This window comes from Synechococcus sp. A15-44 (genome assembly GCF_014280115.1).
Lineage (GTDB): Bacteria > Cyanobacteriota > Cyanobacteriia > PCC-6307 > Cyanobiaceae > Parasynechococcus.
This window is the reverse complement of sequence record NZ_CP047938.1, coordinates 1,507,297-1,529,334: the sequence shown is the minus strand read 5'-3', so window position 1 is coordinate 1,529,334 and position 22,038 is coordinate 1,507,297. Positions and strand designations below refer to the sequence as shown.

The 22,038-nt window shown below is 55.5% G+C and carries 31 protein-coding genes; 12 read left to right on the top strand and 19 right to left on the bottom strand.

The genetic code is table 11. The features are described 5' to 3' along the window. On the top strand, positions 1-282 hold the full coding sequence (locus SynA1544_RS08620) for a hypothetical protein (RefSeq protein ID WP_370594061.1): 282 nt from the start codon (positions 1-3) through the stop codon (positions 280-282). Between the two features lie 97 nt (positions 283-379). On the opposite strand, the gene SynA1544_RS08615 is transcribed toward SynA1544_RS08620, so the two are convergent. Beyond that, a complete protein-coding gene (locus SynA1544_RS08615; RefSeq protein WP_186513018.1) occupies positions 380-1,957 on the bottom strand; it encodes an iron uptake porin in 1,578 nt (525 codons plus the stop codon). A gap of 403 nt (positions 1,958-2,360) precedes the next feature. Here SynA1544_RS08615 and SynA1544_RS08610 point away from each other — a divergent pair, with 403 nt between their 5' ends. Beyond that, positions 2,361-2,531, top strand: a complete 171-nt coding sequence (locus tag SynA1544_RS08610) for a conjugal transfer protein TrbI (protein WP_186513016.1) — start codon at positions 2,361-2,363, stop codon at positions 2,529-2,531. A 14-nt stretch (positions 2,532-2,545) separates the two neighbouring features. On the opposite strand, the gene SynA1544_RS08605 is transcribed toward SynA1544_RS08610, so the two are convergent. From SynA1544_RS08605 to SynA1544_RS08595, 3 genes are read right to left on the bottom strand one after another with little or no spacing between them, the layout of a single operon-like run. After that, complete coding sequence (locus SynA1544_RS08605; RefSeq protein WP_186513014.1) at positions 2,546-2,830, bottom strand: hypothetical protein; 285 nt, start codon at positions 2,828-2,830, stop codon at positions 2,546-2,548. Then, on the bottom strand, positions 2,827-3,048 hold the full coding sequence (locus SynA1544_RS08600) for a DUF3721 domain-containing protein (RefSeq protein WP_186513012.1): 222 nt from the start codon (positions 3,046-3,048) through the stop codon (positions 2,827-2,829). Before SynA1544_RS08600 ends, SynA1544_RS08605 begins: the two co-directional genes overlap by 4 nt. Before the next feature lie 4 nt (positions 3,049-3,052). Next, entirely contained in the window at positions 3,053-3,310 is a 258-nt protein-coding gene (locus SynA1544_RS08595) for a hypothetical protein (RefSeq protein WP_186513011.1), read from the bottom strand. A gap of 100 nt (positions 3,311-3,410) precedes the next feature. Between SynA1544_RS08595 and SynA1544_RS08590 the strand changes: the two genes are divergently transcribed. Both SynA1544_RS08590 and SynA1544_RS08585 read left to right on the top strand, forming a co-directional pair. Further along, positions 3,411-3,680 carry a hypothetical protein gene (locus SynA1544_RS08590; protein WP_114989357.1) on the top strand — a complete coding sequence of 90 codons (270 nt, stop codon included), beginning with the start codon at positions 3,411-3,413 and terminating at the stop codon, positions 3,678-3,680. 8 nt (positions 3,681-3,688) lie between these two features. Continuing rightward, positions 3,689-3,865: a hypothetical protein gene (locus SynA1544_RS08585; RefSeq protein WP_255477538.1), complete on the top strand. Its 177-nt coding sequence runs from the start codon at positions 3,689-3,691 to the stop codon at positions 3,863-3,865. 423 nt (positions 3,866-4,288) lie between these two features. On the opposite strand, the gene SynA1544_RS08580 is transcribed toward SynA1544_RS08585, so the two are convergent. Both SynA1544_RS08580 and SynA1544_RS08575 read right to left on the bottom strand, forming a co-directional pair. After that, positions 4,289-4,471: a hypothetical protein gene (locus tag SynA1544_RS08580; protein WP_186513008.1), complete on the bottom strand. Its 183-nt coding sequence runs from the start codon at positions 4,469-4,471 to the stop codon at positions 4,289-4,291. Positions 4,472-4,601: 130 nt separating this feature from the next. After that, positions 4,602-4,778 (bottom strand): hypothetical protein, encoded by a 177-nt coding sequence (locus SynA1544_RS08575; RefSeq protein ID WP_186513007.1) that lies wholly within the window; start codon positions 4,776-4,778, stop codon positions 4,602-4,604. A 168-nt stretch (positions 4,779-4,946) separates the two neighbouring features. On the opposite strand from SynA1544_RS08575, the gene SynA1544_RS08570 reads away from it, so the two are divergent. Together SynA1544_RS08570 and SynA1544_RS08565 are read left to right on the top strand one after the other, a co-directional pair. Continuing rightward, positions 4,947-5,366 (top strand): hypothetical protein, encoded by a 420-nt coding sequence (locus SynA1544_RS08570; RefSeq protein ID WP_115009208.1) that lies wholly within the window; start codon positions 4,947-4,949, stop codon positions 5,364-5,366. 531 nt (positions 5,367-5,897) lie between these two features. Then, positions 5,898-6,062, top strand: a complete 165-nt coding sequence (locus tag SynA1544_RS08565; protein ID WP_186513006.1) for a hypothetical protein — start codon at positions 5,898-5,900, stop codon at positions 6,060-6,062. A gap of 27 nt (positions 6,063-6,089) precedes the next feature. On the opposite strand, the gene SynA1544_RS08560 is transcribed toward SynA1544_RS08565, so the two are convergent. The 4 genes from SynA1544_RS08560 to SynA1544_RS08545 form a co-directional block, all read right to left on the bottom strand. Further along, complete coding sequence (locus tag SynA1544_RS08560) at positions 6,090-6,353, bottom strand: hypothetical protein (RefSeq protein ID WP_186513005.1); 264 nt, start codon at positions 6,351-6,353, stop codon at positions 6,090-6,092. A 23-nt stretch (positions 6,354-6,376) separates the two neighbouring features. Continuing rightward, complete coding sequence (locus SynA1544_RS08555; RefSeq protein ID WP_186513004.1) at positions 6,377-6,616, bottom strand: DUF3136 domain-containing protein; 240 nt, start codon at positions 6,614-6,616, stop codon at positions 6,377-6,379. 83 nt (positions 6,617-6,699) lie between these two features. Next, positions 6,700-7,386, bottom strand: coding sequence for a response regulator transcription factor (locus SynA1544_RS08550; RefSeq protein ID WP_186513003.1), 687 nt, complete (start codon positions 7,384-7,386; stop codon positions 6,700-6,702). Positions 7,387-7,449: 63 nt separating this feature from the next. Beyond that, positions 7,450-7,668: a CP12 domain-containing protein gene (locus tag SynA1544_RS08545; protein WP_186513002.1), complete on the bottom strand. Its 219-nt coding sequence runs from the start codon at positions 7,666-7,668 to the stop codon at positions 7,450-7,452. A gap of 144 nt (positions 7,669-7,812) precedes the next feature. On the opposite strand from SynA1544_RS08545, the gene SynA1544_RS08540 reads away from it, so the two are divergent. Beyond that, a complete protein-coding gene (locus SynA1544_RS08540) occupies positions 7,813-8,040 on the top strand; it encodes a DUF3136 domain-containing protein (RefSeq protein WP_186513001.1) in 228 nt (75 codons plus the stop codon). Positions 8,041-8,192: 152 nt separating this feature from the next. Here SynA1544_RS08540 and SynA1544_RS08535 read toward each other — a convergent pair whose 3' ends face one another. Then, positions 8,193-9,074: a GNAT family N-acetyltransferase gene (locus tag SynA1544_RS08535; RefSeq protein WP_186512999.1), complete on the bottom strand. Its 882-nt coding sequence runs from the start codon at positions 9,072-9,074 to the stop codon at positions 8,193-8,195. Between the two features lie 55 nt (positions 9,075-9,129). Then, positions 9,130-9,303, bottom strand: a complete 174-nt coding sequence (locus SynA1544_RS08530) for a hypothetical protein (protein WP_006043228.1) — start codon at positions 9,301-9,303, stop codon at positions 9,130-9,132. Between the two features lie 423 nt (positions 9,304-9,726). Between SynA1544_RS08530 and SynA1544_RS08525 the strand changes: the two genes are divergently transcribed. The 4 genes from SynA1544_RS08525 (at position 9,727) to SynA1544_RS08510 (ending at position 12,791) form a co-directional block, all read left to right on the top strand. Then, positions 9,727-10,131, top strand: coding sequence for a DoxX family protein (locus SynA1544_RS08525; protein WP_186512997.1), 405 nt, complete (start codon positions 9,727-9,729; stop codon positions 10,129-10,131). A 644-nt stretch (positions 10,132-10,775) separates the two neighbouring features. Then, positions 10,776-11,126 (top strand): hypothetical protein, encoded by a 351-nt coding sequence (locus SynA1544_RS08520; RefSeq protein WP_186512995.1) that lies wholly within the window; start codon positions 10,776-10,778, stop codon positions 11,124-11,126. A 186-nt stretch (positions 11,127-11,312) separates the two neighbouring features. Beyond that, a complete protein-coding gene (locus SynA1544_RS08515) occupies positions 11,313-11,522 on the top strand; it encodes a hypothetical protein (protein WP_186512993.1) in 210 nt (69 codons plus the stop codon). 447 nt (positions 11,523-11,969) lie between these two features. Then, the gene (locus SynA1544_RS08510; RefSeq protein WP_186512991.1) at positions 11,970-12,791 is read left to right on the top strand and encodes a hypothetical protein; all 822 of its coding nucleotides are present in this window, start codon (positions 11,970-11,972) and stop codon (positions 12,789-12,791) included. Positions 12,792-13,976: 1,185 nt separating this feature from the next. Here SynA1544_RS08510 and SynA1544_RS08505 read toward each other — a convergent pair. The 4 genes from SynA1544_RS08505 to SynA1544_RS08490 form a co-directional block, all read right to left on the bottom strand. Continuing rightward, positions 13,977-15,788 carry a gamma-glutamyltransferase family protein gene (locus tag SynA1544_RS08505; RefSeq protein WP_370594060.1) on the bottom strand — a complete coding sequence of 604 codons (1,812 nt, stop codon included), beginning with the start codon at positions 15,786-15,788 and terminating at the stop codon, positions 13,977-13,979. A gap of 347 nt (positions 15,789-16,135) precedes the next feature. After that, complete coding sequence (locus SynA1544_RS08500; protein WP_186512988.1) at positions 16,136-16,405, bottom strand: DUF1651 domain-containing protein; 270 nt, start codon at positions 16,403-16,405, stop codon at positions 16,136-16,138. 256 nt (positions 16,406-16,661) lie between these two features. Beyond that, positions 16,662-16,907 carry a hypothetical protein gene (locus tag SynA1544_RS08495; protein WP_255477537.1) on the bottom strand — a complete coding sequence of 82 codons (246 nt, stop codon included), beginning with the start codon at positions 16,905-16,907 and terminating at the stop codon, positions 16,662-16,664. Positions 16,908-17,625: 718 nt separating this feature from the next. Next, entirely contained in the window at positions 17,626-17,826 is a 201-nt protein-coding gene (locus tag SynA1544_RS08490; RefSeq protein WP_115009201.1) for a hypothetical protein, read from the bottom strand. A 190-nt stretch (positions 17,827-18,016) separates the two neighbouring features. Between SynA1544_RS08490 and SynA1544_RS08485 the strand changes: the two genes are divergently transcribed. Then, positions 18,017-18,511, top strand: a complete 495-nt coding sequence (locus SynA1544_RS08485; protein WP_186512986.1) for a hypothetical protein — start codon at positions 18,017-18,019, stop codon at positions 18,509-18,511. 2,169 nt (positions 18,512-20,680) lie between these two features. Here the strand turns inward: SynA1544_RS08485 and SynA1544_RS08480 are convergent. The 3 genes from SynA1544_RS08480 to SynA1544_RS14775 form a co-directional block, all read right to left on the bottom strand. After that, on the bottom strand, positions 20,681-20,842 hold the full coding sequence (locus SynA1544_RS08480) for a hypothetical protein (protein WP_186512984.1): 162 nt from the start codon (positions 20,840-20,842) through the stop codon (positions 20,681-20,683). Positions 20,843-20,903: 61 nt separating this feature from the next. Next, positions 20,904-21,056 carry a hypothetical protein gene (locus SynA1544_RS08475; RefSeq protein ID WP_186512982.1) on the bottom strand — a complete coding sequence of 51 codons (153 nt, stop codon included), beginning with the start codon at positions 21,054-21,056 and terminating at the stop codon, positions 20,904-20,906. Positions 21,057-21,665: 609 nt separating this feature from the next. Beyond that, complete coding sequence (locus SynA1544_RS14775; protein ID WP_255477536.1) at positions 21,666-21,797, bottom strand: hypothetical protein; 132 nt, start codon at positions 21,795-21,797, stop codon at positions 21,666-21,668. Between the last annotated feature and the right edge of the window lie 241 nt (positions 21,798-22,038).

The following is a 22,038-nucleotide window of genomic DNA, read 5'->3' as shown; positions in this document are numbered from 1 at the left end:
GTGGCGGCTTGGGCGCTAGCGTTGATCACAATGATTTTTTGGCGTTGGAGCATGGCCAAACCCTCTGCAGTCACTGTGTTTTTAGCCGTTTCGTCCCTGCTGCTGGCTTCAGCTGATTTACCGGTGGTGCAGGCCCAGGAGGCCGGCGGCTTGAAGGAATGGTCGACGGATCAAGCTGTCGATGACGACAGTGTGATGAATGAAGAGGCTGAGGCTCTTCTCAAAAAAGCTGAACAAGAAGATGTTTGTGTTCCCATTGGTGAGGGTGAGAACTGTTGGTGAATCCGTGATTCAGATCGATTGAGGGGCGCTGGCCCCTCTATTTTTTTGCAAAAAAAGCACCCCAAAGGGCGCCATTTTGTTTGATTGTTGTTGGTGATCAGAATTTGAACGTGGTCTTGACCAGACCGCCAAATTTGTTGGCACCATCAACTTGATCTTTGCCGTTGGCATCATCAACCCAGAACACCGCAGGTGTAATGGTGATATTGTCGGTTACGGCGAAGTCGTAGTACGCCTCGATGGCGAAGTTTTGGTCGCCACCATTGGGCTGATCACGAATCTCGGTGGCGTAGCTGGAGTAGGACCCGAAGCCCAGCCCCAGTTTGTTGCCTTCGACAAACGCATCCTTCCAGTTCAAGCCGACCATCCAGCCTTTCACTGCCTCGGCATTGCCGTAATACTCACTATCTGCCCAGCCGAAGTCCAGACCCGCACTGATGGTGGGAATGAAGCCGCTGTCGTCTGGTGACCAGTAACCGCGCAGACCGACGGCATGAAAGGGGTGAGCCAAATTCTTGGCAGTTGGGGTTGAATACCCCATTGCCGCCTTGGCCTCCGTAACGCCATCATCTTGTTGCGCGTTCTTCAGCGCATAGAGCGCTGAGATGAACCACTTGCGGTTGCCATAGCCAAGCTGGCTCAGCAGATAGGCATCGGTGTTTTCACCGAACATGCCTTTCTCTGAATCGCTCAGGGCACCGTCACCACCATCGGCGACGTAGTTCACTGCGATGTTGAAGGCTGCATCGCCAGGATCAACATCCTGACGCCATTGCACACCAAAGCCCTGGCCGGTGCTCGCACCAAGAACGGCACCGTACCCGCCCAGTTTGAACGCCTTGAGGATCGGCTTGTAGCGGGTGGGCGTCTCGATCATGTAGTAGTTCTCGATCAGTGCACCAACGGTGACCTTGAACTCATTGCCGATGGGGAAGCTGTACCAGAGCTTGTCCACCTTCAAGGTGTTATCACCACTTTTGGCATCAGACAGATAAGAGTCTGTTTGCGTCCAGACGTTGTTCATGTTGCCCGACCTTAGACGGGTGTACAGACGATCCTTCCCGGTAAAGGATGTGTTGAGGTTCAGGGTGGTGCGATAGGAGAAATTAAAGCCATCGTCTTCGCAGGCGCCTCCCTTCTTGTTGCACGCATCGCGATTCGCATACTTCACGGCGCCCGTGAAGAAGTCAGCCTTACCTTTCAGCTTGGTGGTGGTGGAGAACTGGGTTGCTTCCAGTTCTCCAACGCGGGCCTCGAGGCCGTCAACGCGACCCTTGAGGATGGCCAGCTCGGTTTCGAATTCCTTGAGCAGACGACGCAGCTCGTCGGTCACTTCAGTGATCCGGTCGAGGCAAGCGTTCAGCAGGGCGGCCGCTTCGTAGCGGGTCATGGCACGGTTGCCACGGAAGGTGCCGTTGGGGTAACCGGCGACGCAGCCGTAGGTCTCCACCAGGTTGGCCAGAGCCTGATAGGCCCAGTCGGTGGGGTAGACGTCAGAGAACTGGGTGACGCTGGTGACCTGATCAAGGCTGTTGCCACTGGCAGTAGCCGCGTAATCAGAAACGCCGTTGATGTTCAGCTCGGTGGCATGGGCGGCTGGGCTGTTGACCACAGCCAAAGGGGCTATCAGGCCAAGGGCAGCAGGAGCCACCAGCAGTTGCTGGAAAAGCTTCATGGGGGTTCCTCACACAGGAATGCCCGTTAGGGCTCGCTTACTTTGACAACCTGCTGGGTCAGTTGTTTTTTCTATGAGCTGATGGCGCGTATCTTTTGATACCTGTTTTGGGAGTGTGCTTGGTCCCTTTGGGCCTTGATGCTTTGTCTGGAGGGATGTGAATTGATCTTGTAGATGAAACGTGTAGCTTTGATCGATTTACTTTCGTCGGTATTTGATTTCTTGCTTTATCACTTTAATTTTCCAGGTTTTTGGTTGCTTAGGTTTTCACGTACCTGGTCCGCCGTTTTGTCTGGGATGAGAATCGTTATCAATATTTTCGCGTGAATTGTGTGCGGAAATGGTGTGTTTGTTATGGGGGTTATCTTTTTCGGCCTATACAACAACGAGTTGATTGGCTGTGATGACTCCCGCTGCTCCCTGTGCCTGTCCGCGTTGCACCTGTGAGGTGCAGGCGTCCCAGGCTGTTGTTCGCGATGGCCAGAGTTTTTGTTCAGAGGCCTGTGCCACCGGTCACCCCGACCACGAGCCCTGCCATGGCAGTGGCTCCTGCGGCTGCACTTGCGCGGAGTGAGGCCATTGGGGTGATTAACCCCCTGTCGTGCGGGCTGGCCTGAGCAGCATCGTCAGCCCAGACGCGGTCACAACAATGGTGAGAGCTCCCAGCAGGATTGGGTACACGGGCTGAAGGTTGACCCAGCCGAACTGTCCTGTGTGCAGCTTGAGCAGCCAGAAGGCATCAATGTTCTGCTCCAGCAGCAGGCTGTAGAGGGAGCCGGTTCCTGCGGTGATCAGCAGTGGTGCTGCGGCGATCGGCACCAGCCAGCGATGGACGCGCCGCGCTTTCCGGCTGGTTGTTCTGGAGGCTTTCATCGCTTGCGCAGCTGTTGGTGGAGTTCCCGTTCATCCGTGCAAGGCATCCAGCGTCCGTTGTTCTTGTGAATGCTGCTGCAACCGATTTCAGCTGCCCGCTGCCGGGCTTCGGCTTCGGTGGCGTAAAGCCCTTTGCTGTGGGCCATTCCTGGTGGTTGGTTCACCAACAGGGCCAAAACGCCGAAGCTGAGAGCCGATAACGGTTTGCTGGCGCGCATCGGTTCAGAAGCCTTCGCAGTGTTCAACGGCTTTGAGATGGTTCATCTTGCCGGGAGCTGTTCCTCCCTTGGGATTGATGCTGGCCCGCATGGCGATCTGTGCATCAATGCAGCGGTTGTAGCGATGGGATTTGACCGCTTGCGGGATCAGCAGAACCGCGATGCTGAGCAGGCTGAGACTGCTGACGGCCGCCAGCACGGGGTAGGCGTGGGCTCGCACCATCTCGCGAGCCGTGAGCTTTTGTTGGTTGTGGTCGACCATGCGTCGCGATTGATTGGTCCCAGCTTGGCGGGCCTTGGTATCGCTTGCTATGGCGCTCCCTGCTTCTCTCGCTAGGGTCATCGGAGTCCGGTTTTGATCTATGCAGGCCTTGGAGTTCCTCGCCCTTGTGCTGGTGAACTTGGCTCTGACGGTTTATCTGGTTGAAAAGGGGACCAAGTTCTGGAAGGAGAAGCGCCGTCTCAAGCGCCTCGTCAACCAGCATCCTGAAATGAAGGGGGTGCACCCCGATGAGGATGGCCTCTTCGTGTTTGAGAGCGATGATTCGCTCAAGGTGCTCGTGCTGGAGAACGATCAGCCCGGTTCTGATGAGCCCTTTTATGTCACAGAAGAGGATCTCGAAGAGGACTGAATCGATTGGTGCAGGAATGGAACGATGAGTTCATCACCCAGGCTCAAGTAGAGCTCAAGGGGATAGTGGCTGACTGGAAATATGACTACGGCGTGAGTGATCGCGATTGCTCGGCCATGTTGCTTTGGATGCTGATCAAGCTCAATCCCGACGCCAAGATCGATGCTGGCCTGCTTGATTGCTGATCTGACCGTTCGCTAGGTGCAATCACCGATGCCGTTTGGTTCCTTGGGATACAGAATGAAAAGGTAACCCCCAGCTCAGAACAGGGGGAAACTGCGTCGAACAGGGGAGGGACTAGGGAACCCTTCCTTTTTTATGGACTCCCTTTGCAGTGTTTGCCCCGGCGCTACATCTGGGGTGTTGCCACAAAAAAAACCGCCGAGGGGGCGGGCCGGGTGATGGGGTCTCACAACATAACCCCGATGGCCACCACATGCAGCGTTGATGTGTGATCAAGGAGCCCTGCATAAGTGATCGTGCTCCGCCTAGATCTGGAGCCTGATGAGTATCATCCAGCCAACGCATCTAGATCTGGTGCTATGGGCCGGGTGATGGGGATTGCTCCGGCTTGATGATTCGCTCCATTGGCTGGGGCGAATTTTTTTTCACTGACATGAGCGGTGGTTGTGTTCCACTTCAGGCACATTGCGGCTCAGATAAAGGGCGTTGCTGAGCCCCATCACAACGGTGCATCCGGCTGGTCCGCAGACCCGATACAGGTGATTGCCGATCGATTCCACGGTTCCATTGCCTTGAACGGAGTAGGGCAGATGCAGGGTCTCGGCCATGGGATCACGTTTGAAACTGCAGCCGTTCTACGGATTCGGGTTTGGACTGGGCTGCGACAACCGATACGGGTTTGGCTTTCTTTGCGTCTCTCAGCATTCCTTAAGAATTGAGCCCTTTGTTCTTGATGGTTCAGGTGCCTGGGAAATGGCTGGCCCTGAGCCGATCGAGGTGATCGCGTACCTCCAGATCGGGCATGCGCATCACCCGTTGCATCAGGTTCTGCCGATGGGCATAAAGCCCTTTGCATCCCTTCAGCGGTTCGATCAGTAGATCGAGCAATTGAGCTTTGGCGGTCGTGTTGGTCATGGTTCTCGGTGCTCCTCGCCTCGTGTTCCATCAGCATCGGCAAAACCTGAGGGCCACACATCACCCACTTGAGGGGTTGTGGAGTGGTGATCCAAAACGATGTCTCCCTCATCTGAGGGGACGTCGTCTGATGACTCCCCTTAACGTGAACTGTCTTCTGGGGGTCCGATGAAGGTTCTGCAATCTGTTCTGGCGTTGTTGCTGGTGCTGGTGCTCGGTTGTGCAACAACCTCAACGGTGTCTGCGGCAACGATTGAGGAGGCGGCCAGTGGTGATCTGATTGCCACGCTGGAAAAGGCGCGGGATGTTCGCGAGCAGGCCGACATCAAGATCCGGGAAAACCTCAAATTGATGGCGTCGAGTTGTCTGTATATGAGTGATTCGTTGAAGGAGTTGATGGCTCTGGAGAATCAGTTTGAAGACCGCCAGATCGAAGATTTCACCGTGGGAATGGCAGACGCGGTTGAGCTGGAGTTGCTCGATGAGGAGTCACGCAAGATCAAAGCGCTTTACCGCAGATCCCACTGTGATGATCCGATCATCCTTCGTGAGCAACTTCGGCAGGCCGATCAAAAGCGCAAGGCCTGACTCAGCAGCAGACCCCCTGTCCCTGTGATGGAGGGGCCGGGGGTCTGTGTCTGAACGGTGGTGTTCAGGGTTGGTGTGGCCGTCCCGTTCCCTTGAACAGGCGGCCTAATTCGCTCGTTTGTGCATGACGCAATCCATCAGATGGGGCTGAAGGAGGGTCGAAGCGTCTGGCTTATGGCGCCTGGGGCCATGTTCCAAGGGGTCGGGTGATGGGAGCTCCTAGGGCACCTGGCACGGTGCAGATTGAGTGCCGATCGGCCTGGCCTTTCGCACAAGGCCTGTCGAAGGGCGCACCCAACAAGAGGTGTGAAAACTGTTGGAGCAGGGGCCTGAAAGTCAGCTTGCTTCTGACGTCTGCTCGGTTGGACCGTCGTCTCGCATGGACGCCTCCGATCTCGATGCACACAGTCTTGGGGCTGGGCCAGGCCCTGGCAATCAGCACGAACACGCATTGCCTTTCAGGCCAGAACCGGCTGAAACTGGGGCTGGCGTGGCTGCGATCTGATTAGCCTGAACCACCGCGCGTGGTTGATGACCATTCCCTTCGGCACGCCTGAGCCTTCGGACGGTCTGCTGAACAAGTCGGTGTCGTCCACCCGACTGCGCGCTTGGTTGAACACCCGGCTCCGTCAGCTCGCCATGGGGCAGCGCATTCAGGATGCGCGAGCCCTGCGCAGCGAATTTCTGGTGGAGTGATTGTTGGTGCCTGGAGCTTTGGTGGGACTAGAGCTCGCCTTGTTCACCCTCCGGTCGGTTTCGATCGATCCAGGCACACATTTGCCTTAGTGCGGTGTCATCCATCTCCACAAGATGATCGGTCCACTCCTGCATGACCAGCTGCAGGTGATCGGGATTGTGGATGGTGAGCTCCGGGCCCAGCAGCACATATTTGATGCTCAGTAGTTTCCAGGCCTGGGTCTCGAGCAACCAGGGATGAGCTTTCAGCACCCGTTCCACCCGACTGCTCGGCTGATATTCACTGTCCATGGACTGATGCGTTGCTGGTACAACTACGCCGCCTTTTGGCCCCGGCGATGCGCCTGAAGCGAAAGGAATAGAGCGCGCGGATTCGCGTAACGGTCTGGAAGGGCCTGATGCAGTCGGTTCAATCGCCGCCAGCAGACACTTTCACGGGCTTCCCCTTCTTTCACACCATCCGCCACCAGGTATTCCATGGCGCGGGTATACACCGCTTCCGTTTCCCGCAGTTCTGCGAGGGAGGGCTCTTGGGTGAAGGTGATTGCTGTCATCTTTTCGCGATTTCACTGGTCACCATTTATTGACGCGCGGGCAGGGTCTGGATCTCTACCCCCATCTGGGGTGAATCGTTCCCTCAGATCTGAACCATGCCGCAGCGCATTCCTTTCAACACCGCCTGAACCCGGTTGTTCACTTCGAGGGTTCGTAGCAGCCGTTTGGTGTAGGTGCGTGCGGTTTCTTCGGTGACGATGAGATCCTCGGCGATTTCTCTGTCGGACATGCCGCGGGCGAGGCGGTCGAGAACTTCATATTCGCGTGGTGTGAGCCGCGGGCAGCTGAGATAGGGAAGTTCATCGGAGCGGAGTGATGGGCTGCGGTAGGAGTGATGTCCCATCACAGCCAACACAGCGGCTTCTAGGGGTTTACGGTCTTCAATGATGTCGGCTTCAGCGACTACGGCTTCCAGCCAGGGTGCGTTGTCGTACTCCACAGGAATAGCATCGCTCAACGCCAGCACCACCACTTTCAGGCCAGGTTGAAGCTCTCGGGCTTTGCGCACCAACTCAAAGCCATTGCCTTTTTCAAGCAGGTCTGTGCAGAGAAGCAGCTCAAATGAATCCCGTTTGAGATAACTCAGGCAGGACTCTTCATCTGTAACAGCACATCCGATACGAGTTTTTTCGCTGAAGCTTTCGCAGAAACAGCGCAGAAAGAAGCGCCCCTTCATTGCTAAAGCAATGCTTCCGTTGATGGCAACGGAAAGCAGGGGCTCTTCATTCGCAGATTTCGGTTCGCTCTGCAGGTATGGGGTGAGATCCATACGCTTCGCTGCGTCTTTGATCCATCCTTGCGGGCCAACCTGCCCATCTGGTTGCCACCGTCGTCAGTCGTCATAGACGCGGCATTCCGGAGCGTCGGGATTCAGGTCGCAATGCACTTCGAGGGATGTGGGGTCCTTGTGTTCTCCGGGATGGTGGCTGCGATAGGTCTCGAGCCCCTCAAGCTCGGTGGCGTAGTGACGTGCCTTGGCCTGATCTCCGCTGGCCTCCGCTTTGGCCAGCTCCTCCCGGTCTTTGGCGATGTGGGTTTCGATTGATTCCACGTTCAAAGTTGATGCTTATCCATATAAAGCGCTGGCGGCATTGTTGATCTACCCCCATCCGGGGACAGAGCGATTGTCCCCATTTGGGAGGCGATGGGACGGCCTCGTTCATTGCACAGTTCTGCCTGGCAGCGTGAAGGTTCCATGAGCACATCCAACCTCAGCATCGGAGAGCTCGAAGCCAAATATCCGCTGTACTGCAAGGCCTTGAAACTTCTGATCAAGCAGGGGAAAACAAGCGCTGAACTTGAGAGGTCACTCTGTTGGGATCGTTTGCGCTTGTTGCACCGCTCCTTGCCGAGGCAATACAAATCTCCCGAGCGGTTGATGTTGATGATCCAGACCGAATTTTCGTCAGTAACTGATGCCTAAAGAGAGATGATGTCAACCCAAGCTAATGCCATCAGGGCTCAAATTGTGAGCAATGTGATGCAGAAGATTGCCGCCTTTGATCAAGAGCAGCGCTATGAAGACAGCTATGCGTTGACCCAGGAATTCAGGGAGTGGTTGCTCGAACCTCCGATTCAACCGAGCTCGAGGCAGGCCAGGCCATAAACATTGCGGTCGTGACCCTTCGGCATTGGGCCTTTGTACATGCGCACGGTCGAGTCCATGGGTTTGAAGCCCTTCGCCGTTGTGATCGTTTTGGCAGTCGGGTTATGCCCTGGGGTGTCGATCAGAACGATTCCCTTGTGGCGATCGATGGCGTTGTTCAGCAACAGTGATGCCATGACGGGATCTTCCGCCAGCCAGGGTCCCACCCGCCAACCTTCACCGATGGGGAGCAGGCAAGGCCGAATGCGCACGTAGCCGTGGCATGTCCCCTGGGAATCTCTTGCCACAAACACGTCTCCTGCCCTGTGGCGTAACCACAGTTCAAGGAAATGGGGCCGTGGACTGATTTCGTGGCGTTCGTCGTAGCGCTGAATCGCCTCGAGAGAGATCTCACGCAGTGGCACAACGGAGATGTCGCTGCGCTGGAGCAGGGTGGTGTTCGGGTGTTGTGATTGATCGCTGCGGCAGAGCATCTGCCGGCGTGTGGTGACGCAGTCCTTCTGAAATCCGGCTTTCTCGTAGAAGCCCACCATCTGGACTGCCGCCTCAAGGCCGATGCACTCCACGCTGCTGAGGTTCTTCAAGGCGTGTTGCCAGAGGCGACGGCCAATTCCCTGACCCCGATGCTCTGGCTTCACCACAAACAGGCCGATGAAGGCGTAGCTGGAGCTGTAGGTGACGGCGGCGATGCAGCCCACTGGCACGTCGTCTTGCCAGGCCAACCAGATCCCCTGACGGTCGGTGTTGGCGTAGATCTCGATGTCGCCCACTCCTGGAGCGAAATCCTGTTCACGGGCCATCTCGGTGATGACGTCGAGATCGGCTGGGGTGAACGGTTTGATCTCCAGCATCGACAGTCAGGCGAGGGATCTGCAACCTGAGCGTTCGATCAATGGTCAGGCGGCGTCAGGCGGCCTGAAGAATCGAATCCACACTGGTTGGATATCGACGCACGTAGGCGTCTGTCTCCATGGCGACGATGCGCGCTTCTTGGCGATTGGCCGCGTGGAGTTGGAGCGTGTGTTGGCTGCCGTCGTTCTTCTTGTATCGAACGACAAAGCGTTGTGGTGCAGTTGTCATCGCTCTGTGACCTTCCGTCCGATGCGCACAGTTGCTGGCCGCAGGGCGCAGGCAAGGGCATGGAATGGGCGGTGGGTTCCCTCAACAATGAGGCTTCCCATGGGTTGTGCTTGAGCAAGGTCGAGCTTCATGGCTTTGCCTCTAATGGAACTGTCTTACTGCTTCTGAACGCGCTGATCTATCCCCCATCTGGGGACAATTCGTTGTTTGCATCCATCGGCCCATGGGTGGTCCGAACCGATGAAGGCGGTTCTCCTCTCCCCACTGTTCAGGTTTCCCGCGATGGTGATGGCAGACGAAGGTTCATGAGGGCAACAACCCCTGAGGCTCACTTCTCGGGGGTTCTTCACGTCTGTTCCCAGTGAACAGTTGCTCTCTAGGGTGCGGATCACGACTCCTCTTCCCCAAGAGCTTCTGATCCCCATGACTGCTTCGAAGCTGTTCGATTTCCTTGGCCGCGTGCTGATGGCGGCGGTGTTTGTGAATGCCCTGCCAGCGAAGTTCACCAACTTCGCTGAAACCGCAGGCTTCATCGCCTCCAAGGGCATCCCCGAACCCTTGGCTTCTGTGCTGTTGGTGGCGGCGATTGTGGTGCTGATTGCCGGATCGATCCTGCTGGTGTTCGGCAGCAACACGGTGCTGGGGGCCTCACTGCTGCTGCTGTTCCTGGTGCCCACCACGCTGATCTTCCACACCTTCCCGGTGGACAGCGGCTTTGCGATGAACCTGGCCCTGATCGGCGCGTTGATCTTGGCCATCACCCGTTCCTGGGGCAATGGCGTGCCCAGCTTCACGCACCTGCGCTCCAAGGGCCTGAAGATCAACTGATATCAATGGCTTTAGGGTCGCGGTCGATCTACGTCCAGCCTGTTTGAATCGGTATTGCGCCGGCGGCTTGCGTTGGGAGTGTCACTTCCAGGCGGTTTAAAGATGATGCCCCGCAGTGAGGTCGATGTCAGCAGCGAGGAACAGGCGGTAATTTTCAACGATCAGTCTGTTGGGGCCAGACAACCTGATCGACTTCACGCCGCACACCATGCAAGCCGTGGCCTGCATTGATTCACTCAGTTTGCAGGCGGCTTGACGTGAACCCATCAGCGTCACCTGCTAAGCCTGGACGATTGCCACGGATATTCAGAACCTCGAAGCCTGTTGCTGCGTAGGAGTCGACCCGCCAAGCTGCATTTATTGCTTGCTGAGCCGGCGCTCTGAAAATTTGATTCGCACCCCACTCACTGCTGCAGCTCTGGCCCTCGGCGCCCCCGTGATGGCTCAACCAGTCATTGATCCTGTTGTTGTTGCTGACAGGGCGTGCGCTGCGTTCAACAATCCGTCCATGCCACAAAGCGTCAAGGATGGGATGAGGACAAGGATTTACGGCCCCTCGCGGGACCTCTTCCAGCTAACGCAACTGACGATTTCAAGGCAATGTGGGAGGGATATGCTCTCGTCCGTGAGCGAGGTTGTGGCCAATGATTCGCATCACATTCACCGCAATGGCATCTGCTGCAGCACTGCTAGTCGTCAGTGAGCCGTGGGATCCGCCAATGGCTATGGCCGACACCGTCAGAGGCGCTCTCTGTGAATTGTCACGTCACGACGAGTCGATCCCTATGGAGGATTTCACCTGCTCTTTCACGCAGATGCAGGGCAATGTTTACATCGACAGCAACCGATGGGCCTTCAAATTTCCCTATGCCGAAGTCGGCAAGACATATCAACGCCAGGACACGGTTGATTTCAAGCGCTTCACCCGCGAAGGGCAATACACATTGACGGTGTTTGAGTCAGGCGAGAAGCCCAGCGAGCCAGGCGGTTTCTGAGCACGTAAATCAAGTTCTTGCACAGCGTCGTCAGGTTTAAGCCCGGATGCAGCTAGTGCCGCCTGAGAGCGCAAATCACCTCCCTGATATAGCCGATTCTTCACCTGAAATTCAGGAGCTTTACGTCCGAAACTCATCGCCGGAGCATGGGTTGCGCAGAGGATGGATTCGTTGTGGAGTCAACCCATGACCTGCGCTTATTACATGGAGCAATCCTGTGGCCTCGGCTGTTGCATGGCCCGAGCAGAGCAGTTTGCCTTTTTTGAGCACAACGAGCCTGAGTTTGCAGAGTTCTGCCCATTGGTTCAGCGCTACGGCGAGATGTTGAATCGCATCCAATCCAAGAAGGAAAAAGATCAGGTCGTTCACTGGTCATCGCTTCGCTGGCAGCAGTAAGACCAGTTCTGTTCCAACTATTCCTCCAGCGTGGATAGTGAAGTTCTTGCCTGAGAAATTCAGTCGCCAACATAAGCCAATGATTTAACTGATGAGCTTTCAATTGTCATGATCGCCCTGCTCATCGGCGGTGAGGTTTTTTCTTTGCTTCCCGAACGCAATTTCATTCCTCCCATGCGCTGTAGCCCTATCTCGGGTGCTTAATCCTTAGTGATTTGTACCAGTGTCAAATACACTTCAGTAAGACGCCTGGACGTGTAACTCCTGTCGAGGTTGCAGCCTTTTGGCTGACTCGCCTCATCTGCGTCGCGCTATTCGTAGAAGTCTTGCACTGATGTCGTGCTTCCTGTGCAGGTGATCTTGTGGGCGGATGCTGAGTGGGTGATTTGTGGGCCGCTGTAGCGATTGAAGAGGCCGTTCATAATGCTGGGAAGCGCGTATCCACTCATGCCCTTTATCGAGACGAAGGTCGATCTTGTTGTGATCACTGCCCTTTCCGAAGAAAAGAAAGCACTTAAAGATTGTTTCGGAATAGACTTTGAGAGGGTGAGCAGAGATGGTATTCATTACTATCTTGGATCCTTGAATTATGGCGATAGGCAAATAAACATAGCGGCTGTTCAGCCTGTTGATATGGGCCCAGTCTCGGCGGCTGTCATTGCTGCTCGATCAATCGTCGAATGGAATCCATCATTAATTGTCATGACTGGAATATGTGCTGGGGTGAAAGGATTAACCAGGCTAGGCGACCTGGTCGTCGCAAGTCAGGTTTTCGATCATACGGCGGGAACGTATAGGGAAGGCTTGATCATTCCCTTTCAGCAATCAATTAGGCAAGAGCATTGGGTGCTTCAATTTGTTCAATCAGTACTCGAGGATGAAGCTGTATTTGATGAAATTGCTGGGTGTTATCCGATGCCTGTAAAGACATCTGTGAAGCCAGATATTCATGTTGGCACAATGGCCACTGGTAGTTTCGTGGTTAAGGATTCTGGTTATGTGAGTAATTTGCTGGAGAAGACTTCAAAGTTATACGGCATTGATATGGAGTCTTATGGTGTTGCATCAGCCGCCGAGATATGTAGTTCTGCGCTTCGCAGAGTGACTTGGCTTGTGGTTAAAGGAGTAGTGGATCATGCGGATATCAAGAAAACAGATAATTGGCATCCTTTCTGTGCCTTTGCAAGCGCAAAATTTTTACATACATTGATTTATCAGCTTCTGTCCAGGGATGCGTCGTATCAATGGTTGAAGCGTTCAAGAGAATAAATTAAGAGGATACATCCTTTTCGTGACATTGGCTTGAGGAAAGTGTGTAGGCCAAGCGGAACAAGCTAACTGGCCGAGTGTGCCATTCAGGTCTATCTAGAAGCCTACGCTCAATCGAAGAACCTGTCATGAAGGCCTAAGAACTTCTTGGTCTGCCTGTATAGGCATGCGTGTTAACAGAAATTCAGGGAAAGGAGGCAGCCGAGGCCTCCAATCCGCTACGCCAGGAAAGGTCTATGGTGCAGCTCTCAATTCCAGGGTCTTAGCTCTTCTCGCCGGCCTTGCACTGATACGCTTGTGTGACCTTATTGTGATCGGCACAGAAGGGGCTGGTGACCAGATGCGACTCCGGCGTAAGTTGATGCCCTGAATAATTGTCAAAGAAGCTGGACCATGAATCGTTCTTTTGTATTGCAGTGCTGGAGCCATGGAGTTTCTTCGACAACCGAGAGCTGCAGGGATGAGAGGGCGGCTTTTTCTGCAGGGCCTCCCAGAAGTTCACCTATGGTTTTGACCAGCCCTGCTAAACAGCGGTGAGCTGCAAGTTCTGAGCGTCAGCATCGCAGTGGGAAGTAGGTTGGGCTCCAGAGGGTGCATGATTTTCTAAATTCCTGGATTTGAAAAATCTGCCCATTTGGGTCTTTCTAGACCTTGTATATGTTCTGAAAAATTTTCCAAACAGTTCATCAATGATGAATGATTTTCTAAGCAAGGATGCTTTCTGTAGTTAGCGTATGCATGAACCAGGTTGACCATTTCTCGAACGGAAGCGTTGTCCATAACTGATTTCAGATTAAAGAGTGAGAATGATTACCATTCTTTTGAGCTTCTTTTAGCTTTTTTTGGGGCTTCCTTAAAGGAGTCTGAGAATTTCCTGAGAAGTGTCGCCTAGCCTTTGTCCATTACCCGCCTAAAGAAGCCCTGCAAGCGCTGGGCATTGATGTGGCAAAAGGAAATGGGCTGGGCTCATGAGGCTGGATAGACGAGGGAGGTGTGTTTTGCGGGAGTGTCTTTCCCGATGCTTTACCCCTGTCCCGTCAGTACCCGGCTTGACCGTCGGAGAAGGAGCTGCCACTAATTCCGTAGGTGCGTTTAATCGGCTTGCGGGCGCCCTTGAACGAGCCAGCCAGCACTGTCCACAACGGTTTTTTGCTGTGATGGCCAAGCAGCAGTCTGGCCTTGGGATCAGGGCAGGGCCAGGGCCGTTCCTTCGCGGCGCGGATCAGCGGCCCCCTGCCAGCCAGCACCGATTTTTTGAATCAGAGCTGTGCCGCTGCCGATGCTCTGACGCCGCGGGCTTGCCTCGCTTTTGAGCTGCTGCAGCTGAAACGGCCAGGGCAGCGGCGGATCGCTTTCCAGCACAAGCGTTGTGCCACGCCGCGAAAGATGCGGAAGGCCCACCGCCCGCTCCGGCGGTTCGTTCCAGACCAAAGACGCCAGCAGCACCCGGCTGAGCAGATGGGGGATGCTGCGGCCGCCTGGGCTGCCGAAGGCCAGCACCGGCTCGCCGTTGCGGAACACCAGCGTTGGTGCCATTGATGACATCGGCCGCCGTCCCGGCAGCCGCTGGTTGGCGACCGGTTTGCCGCCAAGGCTGGGCTGGAAGGCGAAATCGGTGAGCTGATTGTTCATCACCATGCCTCCTATCAGGTGCCGACTCCCAAAGATCGTCTCCACTGAAGAGGTGTAGGAGGCGATGTTGCCGCTGGCATCCACGATCGTGATCTGGCTGGTGCCCTGTTCGATGCCCCGATCCGGCCGGCCATAGGGATAACCATCGATGCCTGGTGGTAGTCCCGGCATTGGCTTTGAGCCATTGCTGCCCTGCATGGCTCTGGCCCGGCTGGCGATGTAGGCCGGATCCAGCAGGGCTGCACTAGGCACTGCTCCATCGATGGGGTCGTGCACCCAGTAGAGCCGGTCGGCATCGGCCCAGGCCTGGGCGCGGCCCAACTGCCGCCAAACCTGCGCTTCACCTGCGTTGGAGCTGGCCAGGTTGGTGGTCTGGTTCAGCAGCGCCAGGGTTTGCAGAAGCGCCAAGCCACCGCTGCTGGGGGGCGGCATCGTGCAGATCCGGTGCTGGAGCTGCTGACTGCAGAGGGGGGTGCGCCGGACCACGGCATAGCTGCTCAGATCAGCGGAGCTCCAGCCGCGGAAGTTCGGCTCGCTGGCCTGCAGGGCGTTGATTCCGCCCAGGATCTGCTGCGCCAGAGGCCCTTGATAAAAGGCCGGGCCCCCATCCCTGGCCAGCAGCCTCAGGGTGCGTGCCAAGGCCAGGTTGCGGAAGGGTTGATCTGCTGCGGGTGGCTGGCCGCCGGGCAGGTACAGCGCTTGAAACTCAGGACTGTGGACCACGCCGAAACGCTGGGCCAGGCGAATGGAGCGCAACAGTCGCGGGCTCGGCAGGAAGCCAGCGCTGGCCAGGTGGATCGCCGGTTGCAGGGTTCGTGCCCAGGGCAGACGGCCGTGGTTTTGATGGGCCTCCCAGAGCAGAGCCACGGTGCCGGGAATGCCGATGGCGTTGGCTTGGCTGGTGGCCTGACGCCAGGGGAGGGGATCCCCCGCGGCGTTGAGCAGGTCGCCGGGGCGGCTGCGTTCGGGGGCCACTTCACGGCCATCCAGCACTGAAAGCTGGCGTTGTTTGGCCTCCCAGTGCAGCAGAAAACCGCCACCTGCCAGGCCGGAGCTCTGGGGTTCCACCACCGCCAGCACCGCCTGGGCTGTGACCAGAGCATCGATGGCGCTGCCGCCGTTCTTCAACGCAACCAGCGCCGCCGTGCTGGCGAGCGGATTGGCGGTGACCACCATGGCGGATCCGCGGGCGGTGGAGATGGCCTTGCGGCCGGGGTCGGTGGATTCCGGATCGTTGCGGCTGATCGGTGCTGCCGTCGTCTGGGTGCAGCTCCAGAACACCAGGCTCAGTAGAAAGGCGCTGAGCACTGGGTGCACTGCAAGGATTCGTCTGCTCTCAGTCTTGCGGCTGGTGCGGGTGCTCAACAGAACGGAAGCGGGTATGAATGCTCTGGCAGTGCACCATCAAGGCGTCGTAAAGATCGAATCATCAGCTCGAAGGAGGCTGTCATGTTCGAGGTTCTTAAGGGGCACACCGATAGCTGCCAACGCAGAACATGCCTCAAGTGGGAGATCAATGGTGAGCTGTCGGCTGTCGACCGTCAGAACTTGATGCAGCTGTTGTGCCAGGTGGACAAGCAAGCCTGTATCGATGCAGACCCTGATGGTTCTTCCGCGAATGCGCCAAACCGCTGATGATTTGAGTCGAGTTCCTGAGCCTTAACTGAGGGGTCCAATGGAACGGGCTCAGACCAGGCCACACATCCTGTGAATCAGCGCACGGGAGGTAGGCAGCGTCGCCAGCCTGTGTTCAGCATTGTCTTCCAGGCTTCGATGGCGTTGTGCCGCAGCATCCGCCGCCGGGTCTGCGGCACCGGTGGTTGTGGTGGGGTCCAGCGGTAGGTGTGCACTGCCACCCACTGGGCATGAACAGTCGCTGTATCGGGTTTGAACTGCACCACCTTCTGCTGCTCTGCACTCACCAGCCAACCTTCGCCGCCTGGCTGTTCCGGCGGTTCGTTGGTGGCGCGGTAACGGGGCAAGGGGGTGGGGCGACGGCAACAGAAGACAGCTCTGCACAGCACCTGTCGCCGGAGCGATACCCCGGCTCACGATGGCTCCACCGATCCTGGCTGGTGGGACGAATCGATCGCGAATGCGTGTGACTGAACCAGCATCGATGCTCCCCCCTCCGTAAATCTCGATCCACCGGCTTGCTGTGTAAACAAGAAAAAACCTGGAGTGACACCCCCAGGAGACGTTCTGCTTCTGATGGATCCAAGCTCAAATGCCGCTCGGTTATGCGCTTAACGGAAGTTGCTTAAGAGCCAAGCGACCGCCAGCCATAGAGTTGTGAACCAAGTCTTCGGCGTAGCGGCGGCCTGCTTGCTGCGCTTCTCGAACACTTTTGAAATTACCGACAAAGTCGTATTCCTTTCCATCAACCGTTGCTGCAACCGCATAGAGCCTGTCAGCAACTTTGCTCACAGACCAGCGCAAAAAGCAGGCCGGGGAGTTCTTCTGACTGTGCATACTGTCCTCCATGAAATAACGGGACGACTTAAGCACTTGATTGCTTGTTTGATTTCAAAGCTTTAAATATCGCAAATAGGTAATTATATTTTTTTCATTATTTGCTCATTAAGTGCACATTGAATCGATTGGTGTGCAGGGGCGTGGCCGAGGTTTTTGATCAGCTCCCTCTACCGCGATGGCTGACCTTCAACCAAGCTGCGACTTAACGATGTGGAGCCACGGAACCGCGAGGAGAAGCGAGTCCTCCTCGAGCGATGCGGTATCCGCATAAACACGTTCGTCACGTCACACTGATTTGCGCCTGATGCACTGAATTTCTACAGCTTTAGGACACAGAGAGGTTCCCCCATTGATCGCTCTCAACGGGGAAACTCGTCTGCCAGCCCCAGGGTCGCTCTCCCCGTGCTGCTCAGCACCACATCTGGTATGCGGTCGACTGATGGCTCAATGATGAGGTCATTCAGCAGGCTTGTATGGAAATTTCTGAAGATGTGCTGATCCGCCAAAAATTTCGGTAGATCCCGGCGATGGTTTCGACTGATACGGACTGCCTAAAAGCTCGATTGGCCTCGGGAGAACGGCTGGATTCGCTAGACAAACGGACCCAGCAGTTGCCGCTGACATGGGTCCGCGTCCCGGGCTAGGTGCATGAGACCAGGACGCGATAGAGATAAGCCATTGGAGCCAGTTGATTCAGCGAAATCCGCTACTCAAATTGCTCCACATGTCATGCGGGGGCTTTGCGGAAATTGGTTGAATACGGGAACCGGTAGCCAAGCTCCATTTCCTCCAGCTGCTCCTCGGCGAGGTAGAGGCTGCGCGTGAAGAAGCATACGTTCTCGCTGTCGCACACCAGAAATTTGCCGGCTTCGATTTTTTGGATGGATGAGCCGCGCGGAGTCTGTGCGATCAAGTCTGCTTGAGCCATGGAGCGTTCTGGCAACTCTCCCCTGTCATGGCTTTTATCGTTGTCGTTTGGTCGTACCAACGCACACACTTCGACAATGTCATTCCCTCAAGTTTCTTGGTAACAACAGACACTCGGGTTAAGCGATAAAAAGAATCTTTCCTGTCAGCCCAAAAATGGGCTATTCACGGTCTCGTTTGATAATGATGCGATGAAGTGGCTGCTTTCGAAACTCGGTTTACTTAAGCAGCACAAAAATACCCCAGATCTCAAGGAAGATCTCTCATTTTTTAAGACCTCGGTTCACTCCAATGCCATTGCATGTCAATGGCTTCTGAGGAAGCAAACGCAGCTCTTGCTGAGGCAAAGCAAGGGATCTGCGTTGATGATCAGAATCAGGGATGCATCTGGTGATGGCACGGTTGCGAGCAAGTTGGTTGAACTCAGCCTCAAGGCAACGCAAGCACAGATTGAAGCCCCATCTGCAAGCGGCCAGATGCTTCTTGAGCTTGGTTATCGCACGGTAGGTGGTGACTTCATCACGCTTGAGTATTCCTTCATTGACCTGGGCCCCAAAAAAATTGTGCAGCCAGAGTTGACCAATTGGTTCAGCAACGAATCGGACAATATTCACCAAGAGATGTACGACTTGGCCACCAAAGGGAAAGCCCTTGGTGGATCAGAAGTTATGCCCCTCAGCCGTTAAGGGGAATTGCTTGTGTGTGGGGTGTGAATGGTGTGAGTGATGAAGCAACCAGCAGCTGACCTGTTGATCTAGAGGGGAAAACGAACGAAACAAGCCGGTTGTCCCCTATCTATTTCTCTGCGGCACGTTTAGAAAAAGATCAGACGAAGCGAGGCTCAGATGCTTTACACCCTTTTCCTCACAGCAGCAGCCTGCGCGGCAATCGTTGGCGTGATGGTTCTCGTCTACGGCTCTGTTCGGTGGATGCAGAACACCTAGCGACGTCCAGTATCTTCGGGGGCTCGATGGGTCGGCTCACAACAACACTTGCGTATGAGCTGGCGATCTAAGCCTGGGGTTTCATGCCGCATGCGTCGATGCCTCAGAACCCGTCAAGAAAAGACCTCCGAAGTTTGTCCTCCTTCAGAGGTCTGTGCGCCATGTTTGACGCTCCCCCCAAAGGTGGGGACGGTTTAACGCCAACGGAACGGCGACTCTATAGAAACGATTCTCATTCTTTGATGATCGTTCTCGGTAAATACTCATTTGAGTTTGGTTAATTTCGTGTTTGTGGTTTTCTGCGCCGTCATAGCTTTTTGATTATTGGAGAAGCTCATGTATTTCCCTCCAGAAGCCCAGCAAAAGCGCTTATCAAAAGCGCAGTTCTTGCATCTAGCGAAGGAAGCAGAAGTCGAGGCAAACAAGCGACGCTGGAGCGCTATCTCTGAGCGCTATCTCCATCAAGTCAAGTAAGCCTTAGATCGATTCCGTTGTCGGCTGTTTCCGTCCGGTGAGTTGGCAGCGCCTGTCCGCATCACCAGCGTGATCGCTTGGACTGTGTTGGCACAGCCTCTTGCATTTTGATCGGAAGCCGATAAAAGGGCTTATCTGCGCATGAGCCGGGTGTGATGCCCCGGCTTTTTTGGCCTGTGCTCTGTTCTGTGGAGCCCCTGGAGACATGGAACAGGCTCAAGGGGATGAGCTGGAAGACATGAGCTGTTGTTCTGCAGCTCGGCACCTACCACAGATCATCAGTGGCTTCGCTGGGTGGATCTGAATAACCCACAGCTGGGTGAGGCACGCCATCAACACATTTGCTGGTTTTGCCCCAGAAGGCAATGAGCGTTAATTCGGATAGCCATTAACTGCTGATGGGTGGAAAGTATGTCCATCGAGATCGGAGGTGCCCATGACGGCCGACACTCCACCTGAGCAAAGAGCAGAAGCAGACTGACTTTCTGGCCCCTGCTCCAACAGTTTCCACCCATCCGTGAGGCTGGTCCTTTGACGAGGCGAGCGAAACGCCACGCCAATCGACATTCCAACTTGCACCGTCCCGTAGGCCAAAGCTTCACCGCCTCAGGTGCCCCGGAGCTTCATCAGCCACACCCCTGGATCCAATGGCCCCAGGTGCCACCACGCCAGACGCTTCGCCCCTCGCCAGAGATGGCGCTACGACTTGACCTCTGCTCCTGATGGGATGGAAGGGACAGTTGGTGTCGGAAGCGAGGAATAAGAGAGGCCACCTCATTCCTGTCGTAGGTGGGCTTGCCTCTCAACACCCGATCACATCACGGGTTCAAGCATGCACAAACGAGCGAACTAGGCCGTTTCTTCCAGCTGGGAGGGGCGGCCTTCCACCTTGAGAGCAGATCAACTGTTCGCCTACGCCGACTTGTTTTTTTGCAGGGGCGTTCACCACGCTTCAACATGAGCCACATCGCTTTCTCAAGCGCCGTCAGCTCTGGAGACGTCTCATGCAAGGCAGCTTCGGCACGTCCCCTGGCAGCAATGATGAAGCGGTCTGTCTTGTCGACACCGTCGAAGCCCATGTCCCGGAAGAGGTCGATACACGCAACGTAGACATACGAACCGTGCGTCCATCGAATGCCAGTGAGCCCTCAGTTCAAGAGATGGCAAGAGCTGACTGGGACTCCCATCACCCAATCAAATCTTGTCCGTCGCGAACGATTGCTTTCACATCGTTAGTGGTCTGGTCAACAACTCTGTAACTGCACGCTTTAACCCTCGACATGACACGTGCCCGCAGATAGGCCCTCACCTCCGTTTTAAAGCACAAATCCTTAATCCAATGATCAGGAGCGTCCTCTTGTTGGATGCAGTACAAGGCTCGTCCTGACTCACTCCTATCGGTGCTAACACAGCTTGGCGGCGATAATCTAGGATTGATCAAGCAGCTTTCTCGTCTGCAAGAGCGGTCATCAGGAGCGCACGGCACTGGGCGGGTCGGAAGTTGAATTCATCGATCAGCAGGCGTTGAATCGCGCCATGTTTTCTTCGTTCTCGTGCCAGCTCACGGGCACGTTGGATTTGTTCTGAGGAAAAGGTCATTCCCCCCTCGAAGCAAGTGAGTGGTATGCGTGACAAGCCCTCCAGAGCGTGATGGCTTTAATCAGGGGATCTTGGTGACATTCAGACCAGGTGTCTTCTCAAGAAGTCGCCGAACTTCCTGCATTCCCCTGACCACATGACAGACCCCTTCCTGGTCGCAAACCCTGTAGTACTCAAAACCTTCGGGCGCGTTGGTGAGCTTGGTCGGACTCATCTCATTCATCCAGTTTTGGCCTGTGTTTTGTATGCTGCCTCGGCACGAAGGAAGCGTTTGTGTTGAGGTGACTCAAGACCAGTCATCTGAGTGCTCGGCCTTTCCAGAGGTTTGTCCTCTGCCTTGCGGTCTGGCTTGTCCAACCCCATCAACAGGGGATGCATTCCTCTTCTGCTCATTGTTGAGACCTCCTGTGCAGATCTCGCGTCTTGGTCTTTCGGCCCTTCCGCGTGAAACGAACTTCTCACTTATATGAGAAGCCTGATACCCCCATGCGGGGGTATTGGTGCATAGCAAACAGGATTTGACTGAATAAGCCGGTGGTGTCGTTAGAAGCTCCGCTGGTCCTCGAGCAAAAGCTCTGGACCTGAGACGACCAGTGCTTTTCCCTCGTATCCGAAGTAAACCCTGGAGCCGTCACTCCGGGGTTTTTTTCTCAACACCGAGATGACAGGAGAGGGCTCGACGTACTAAGTCCGGTGTTGTTCCCATCTGGGGGTAGCTGTTGACGGCCTCGCAGCCGTTGAGTGACAGGGCAGAGAGTTGACCCGGAAGCAGCTCTCAGCCGTGCAGACTGATCTGGGAGTGAAGCCGCTTCCAGATTTTTTGTTACCGCCTTCCCCAGCACTGCAATAACTCCTTGCTCCAGTAGTCAAGATGGGCCTCAGCGGTGGCCATGTCGTCGCAGTAAACACGGCTGCCGTTCAACTCGGCTAGGTAGCGGGGGTTGCTATCACCCACCAGCATGTGAATGGTCCCGCCTAGAGTTGTTCTTCGAACAAGTGAAGGGGCAAGAGACATACCCGCCTCCAGTTCATTCAAGAGAGAAAATACGACGATGGCTTGCAAGTGGCAAGCCTGTTATGAATGAAGATAAAGTACCTAAGTATTTATCCTCTCAAGCTCATTGTCCAAACTTGGGTTAAGTACCTAGTTGTTCAGTCTCAGCAGGTTGGTCAGCTGACAAGAAGGTGTGAGGCCG

Coding starts and splice junctions, on each gene's coding strand:
- SynA1544_RS08510 (WP_186512991.1), top strand. CDS start 11,970: ATGCCCTTTATCGAGACGAAGGTCGATCTTGTTGTGATCACTGCCCTT.
- SynA1544_RS08515 (WP_186512993.1), top strand. CDS start 11,313: ATGACCTGCGCTTATTACATGGAGCAATCCTGTGGCCTCGGCTGTTGC.
- SynA1544_RS08535 (WP_186512999.1), bottom strand. CDS start 9,074: ATGCTGGAGATCAAACCGTTCACCCCAGCCGATCTCGACGTCATCACC.
- SynA1544_RS08580 (WP_186513008.1), bottom strand. CDS start 4,471: ATGGCCGAGACCCTGCATCTGCCCTACTCCGTTCAAGGCAATGGAACC.
- SynA1544_RS08575 (WP_186513007.1), bottom strand. CDS start 4,778: ATGACCAACACGACCGCCAAAGCTCAATTGCTCGATCTACTGATCGAA.
- SynA1544_RS08590 (WP_114989357.1), top strand. CDS start 3,411: ATGCAGGCCTTGGAGTTCCTCGCCCTTGTGCTGGTGAACTTGGCTCTG.
- SynA1544_RS08595 (WP_186513011.1), bottom strand. CDS start 3,310: ATGGTCGACCACAACCAACAAAAGCTCACGGCTCGCGAGATGGTGCGA.
- SynA1544_RS08475 (WP_186512982.1), bottom strand. CDS start 21,056: ATGAGTCCGACCAAGCTCACCAACGCGCCCGAAGGTTTTGAGTACTAC.
- SynA1544_RS08520 (WP_186512995.1), top strand. CDS start 10,776: ATGATTCGCATCACATTCACCGCAATGGCATCTGCTGCAGCACTGCTA.
- SynA1544_RS08560 (WP_186513005.1), bottom strand. CDS start 6,353: ATGGACAGTGAATATCAGCCGAGCAGTCGGGTGGAACGGGTGCTGAAA.
- SynA1544_RS08615 (WP_186513018.1), bottom strand. CDS start 1,957: ATGAAGCTTTTCCAGCAACTGCTGGTGGCTCCTGCTGCCCTTGGCCTG.
- SynA1544_RS08495 (WP_255477537.1), bottom strand. CDS start 16,907: ATGGAGGACAGTATGCACAGTCAGAAGAACTCCCCGGCCTGCTTTTTG.
- SynA1544_RS08480 (WP_186512984.1), bottom strand. CDS start 20,842: ATGACCTTTTCCTCAGAACAAATCCAACGTGCCCGTGAGCTGGCACGA.
- SynA1544_RS08485 (WP_186512986.1), top strand. CDS start 18,017: ATGAAGTGGCTGCTTTCGAAACTCGGTTTACTTAAGCAGCACAAAAAT.
- SynA1544_RS08555 (WP_186513004.1), bottom strand. CDS start 6,616: ATGACAGCAATCACCTTCACCCAAGAGCCCTCCCTCGCAGAACTGCGG.
- SynA1544_RS08525 (WP_186512997.1), top strand. CDS start 9,727: ATGACTGCTTCGAAGCTGTTCGATTTCCTTGGCCGCGTGCTGATGGCG.
- SynA1544_RS08490 (WP_115009201.1), bottom strand. CDS start 17,826: ATGGCTCAAGCAGACTTGATCGCACAGACTCCGCGCGGCTCATCCATC.
- SynA1544_RS08600 (WP_186513012.1), bottom strand. CDS start 3,048: ATGCGCGCCAGCAAACCGTTATCGGCTCTCAGCTTCGGCGTTTTGGCC.
- SynA1544_RS08530 (WP_006043228.1), bottom strand. CDS start 9,303: ATGACAACTGCACCACAACGCTTTGTCGTTCGATACAAGAAGAACGAC.
- SynA1544_RS08550 (WP_186513003.1), bottom strand. CDS start 7,386: ATGGATCTCACCCCATACCTGCAGAGCGAACCGAAATCTGCGAATGAA.
- SynA1544_RS08570 (WP_115009208.1), top strand. CDS start 4,947: ATGAAGGTTCTGCAATCTGTTCTGGCGTTGTTGCTGGTGCTGGTGCTC.
- SynA1544_RS08610 (WP_186513016.1), top strand. CDS start 2,361: ATGACTCCCGCTGCTCCCTGTGCCTGTCCGCGTTGCACCTGTGAGGTG.
- SynA1544_RS08540 (WP_186513001.1), top strand. CDS start 7,813: ATGAGCACATCCAACCTCAGCATCGGAGAGCTCGAAGCCAAATATCCG.
- SynA1544_RS08565 (WP_186513006.1), top strand. CDS start 5,898: ATGACCATTCCCTTCGGCACGCCTGAGCCTTCGGACGGTCTGCTGAAC.
- SynA1544_RS08605 (WP_186513014.1), bottom strand. CDS start 2,830: ATGAAAGCCTCCAGAACAACCAGCCGGAAAGCGCGGCGCGTCCATCGC.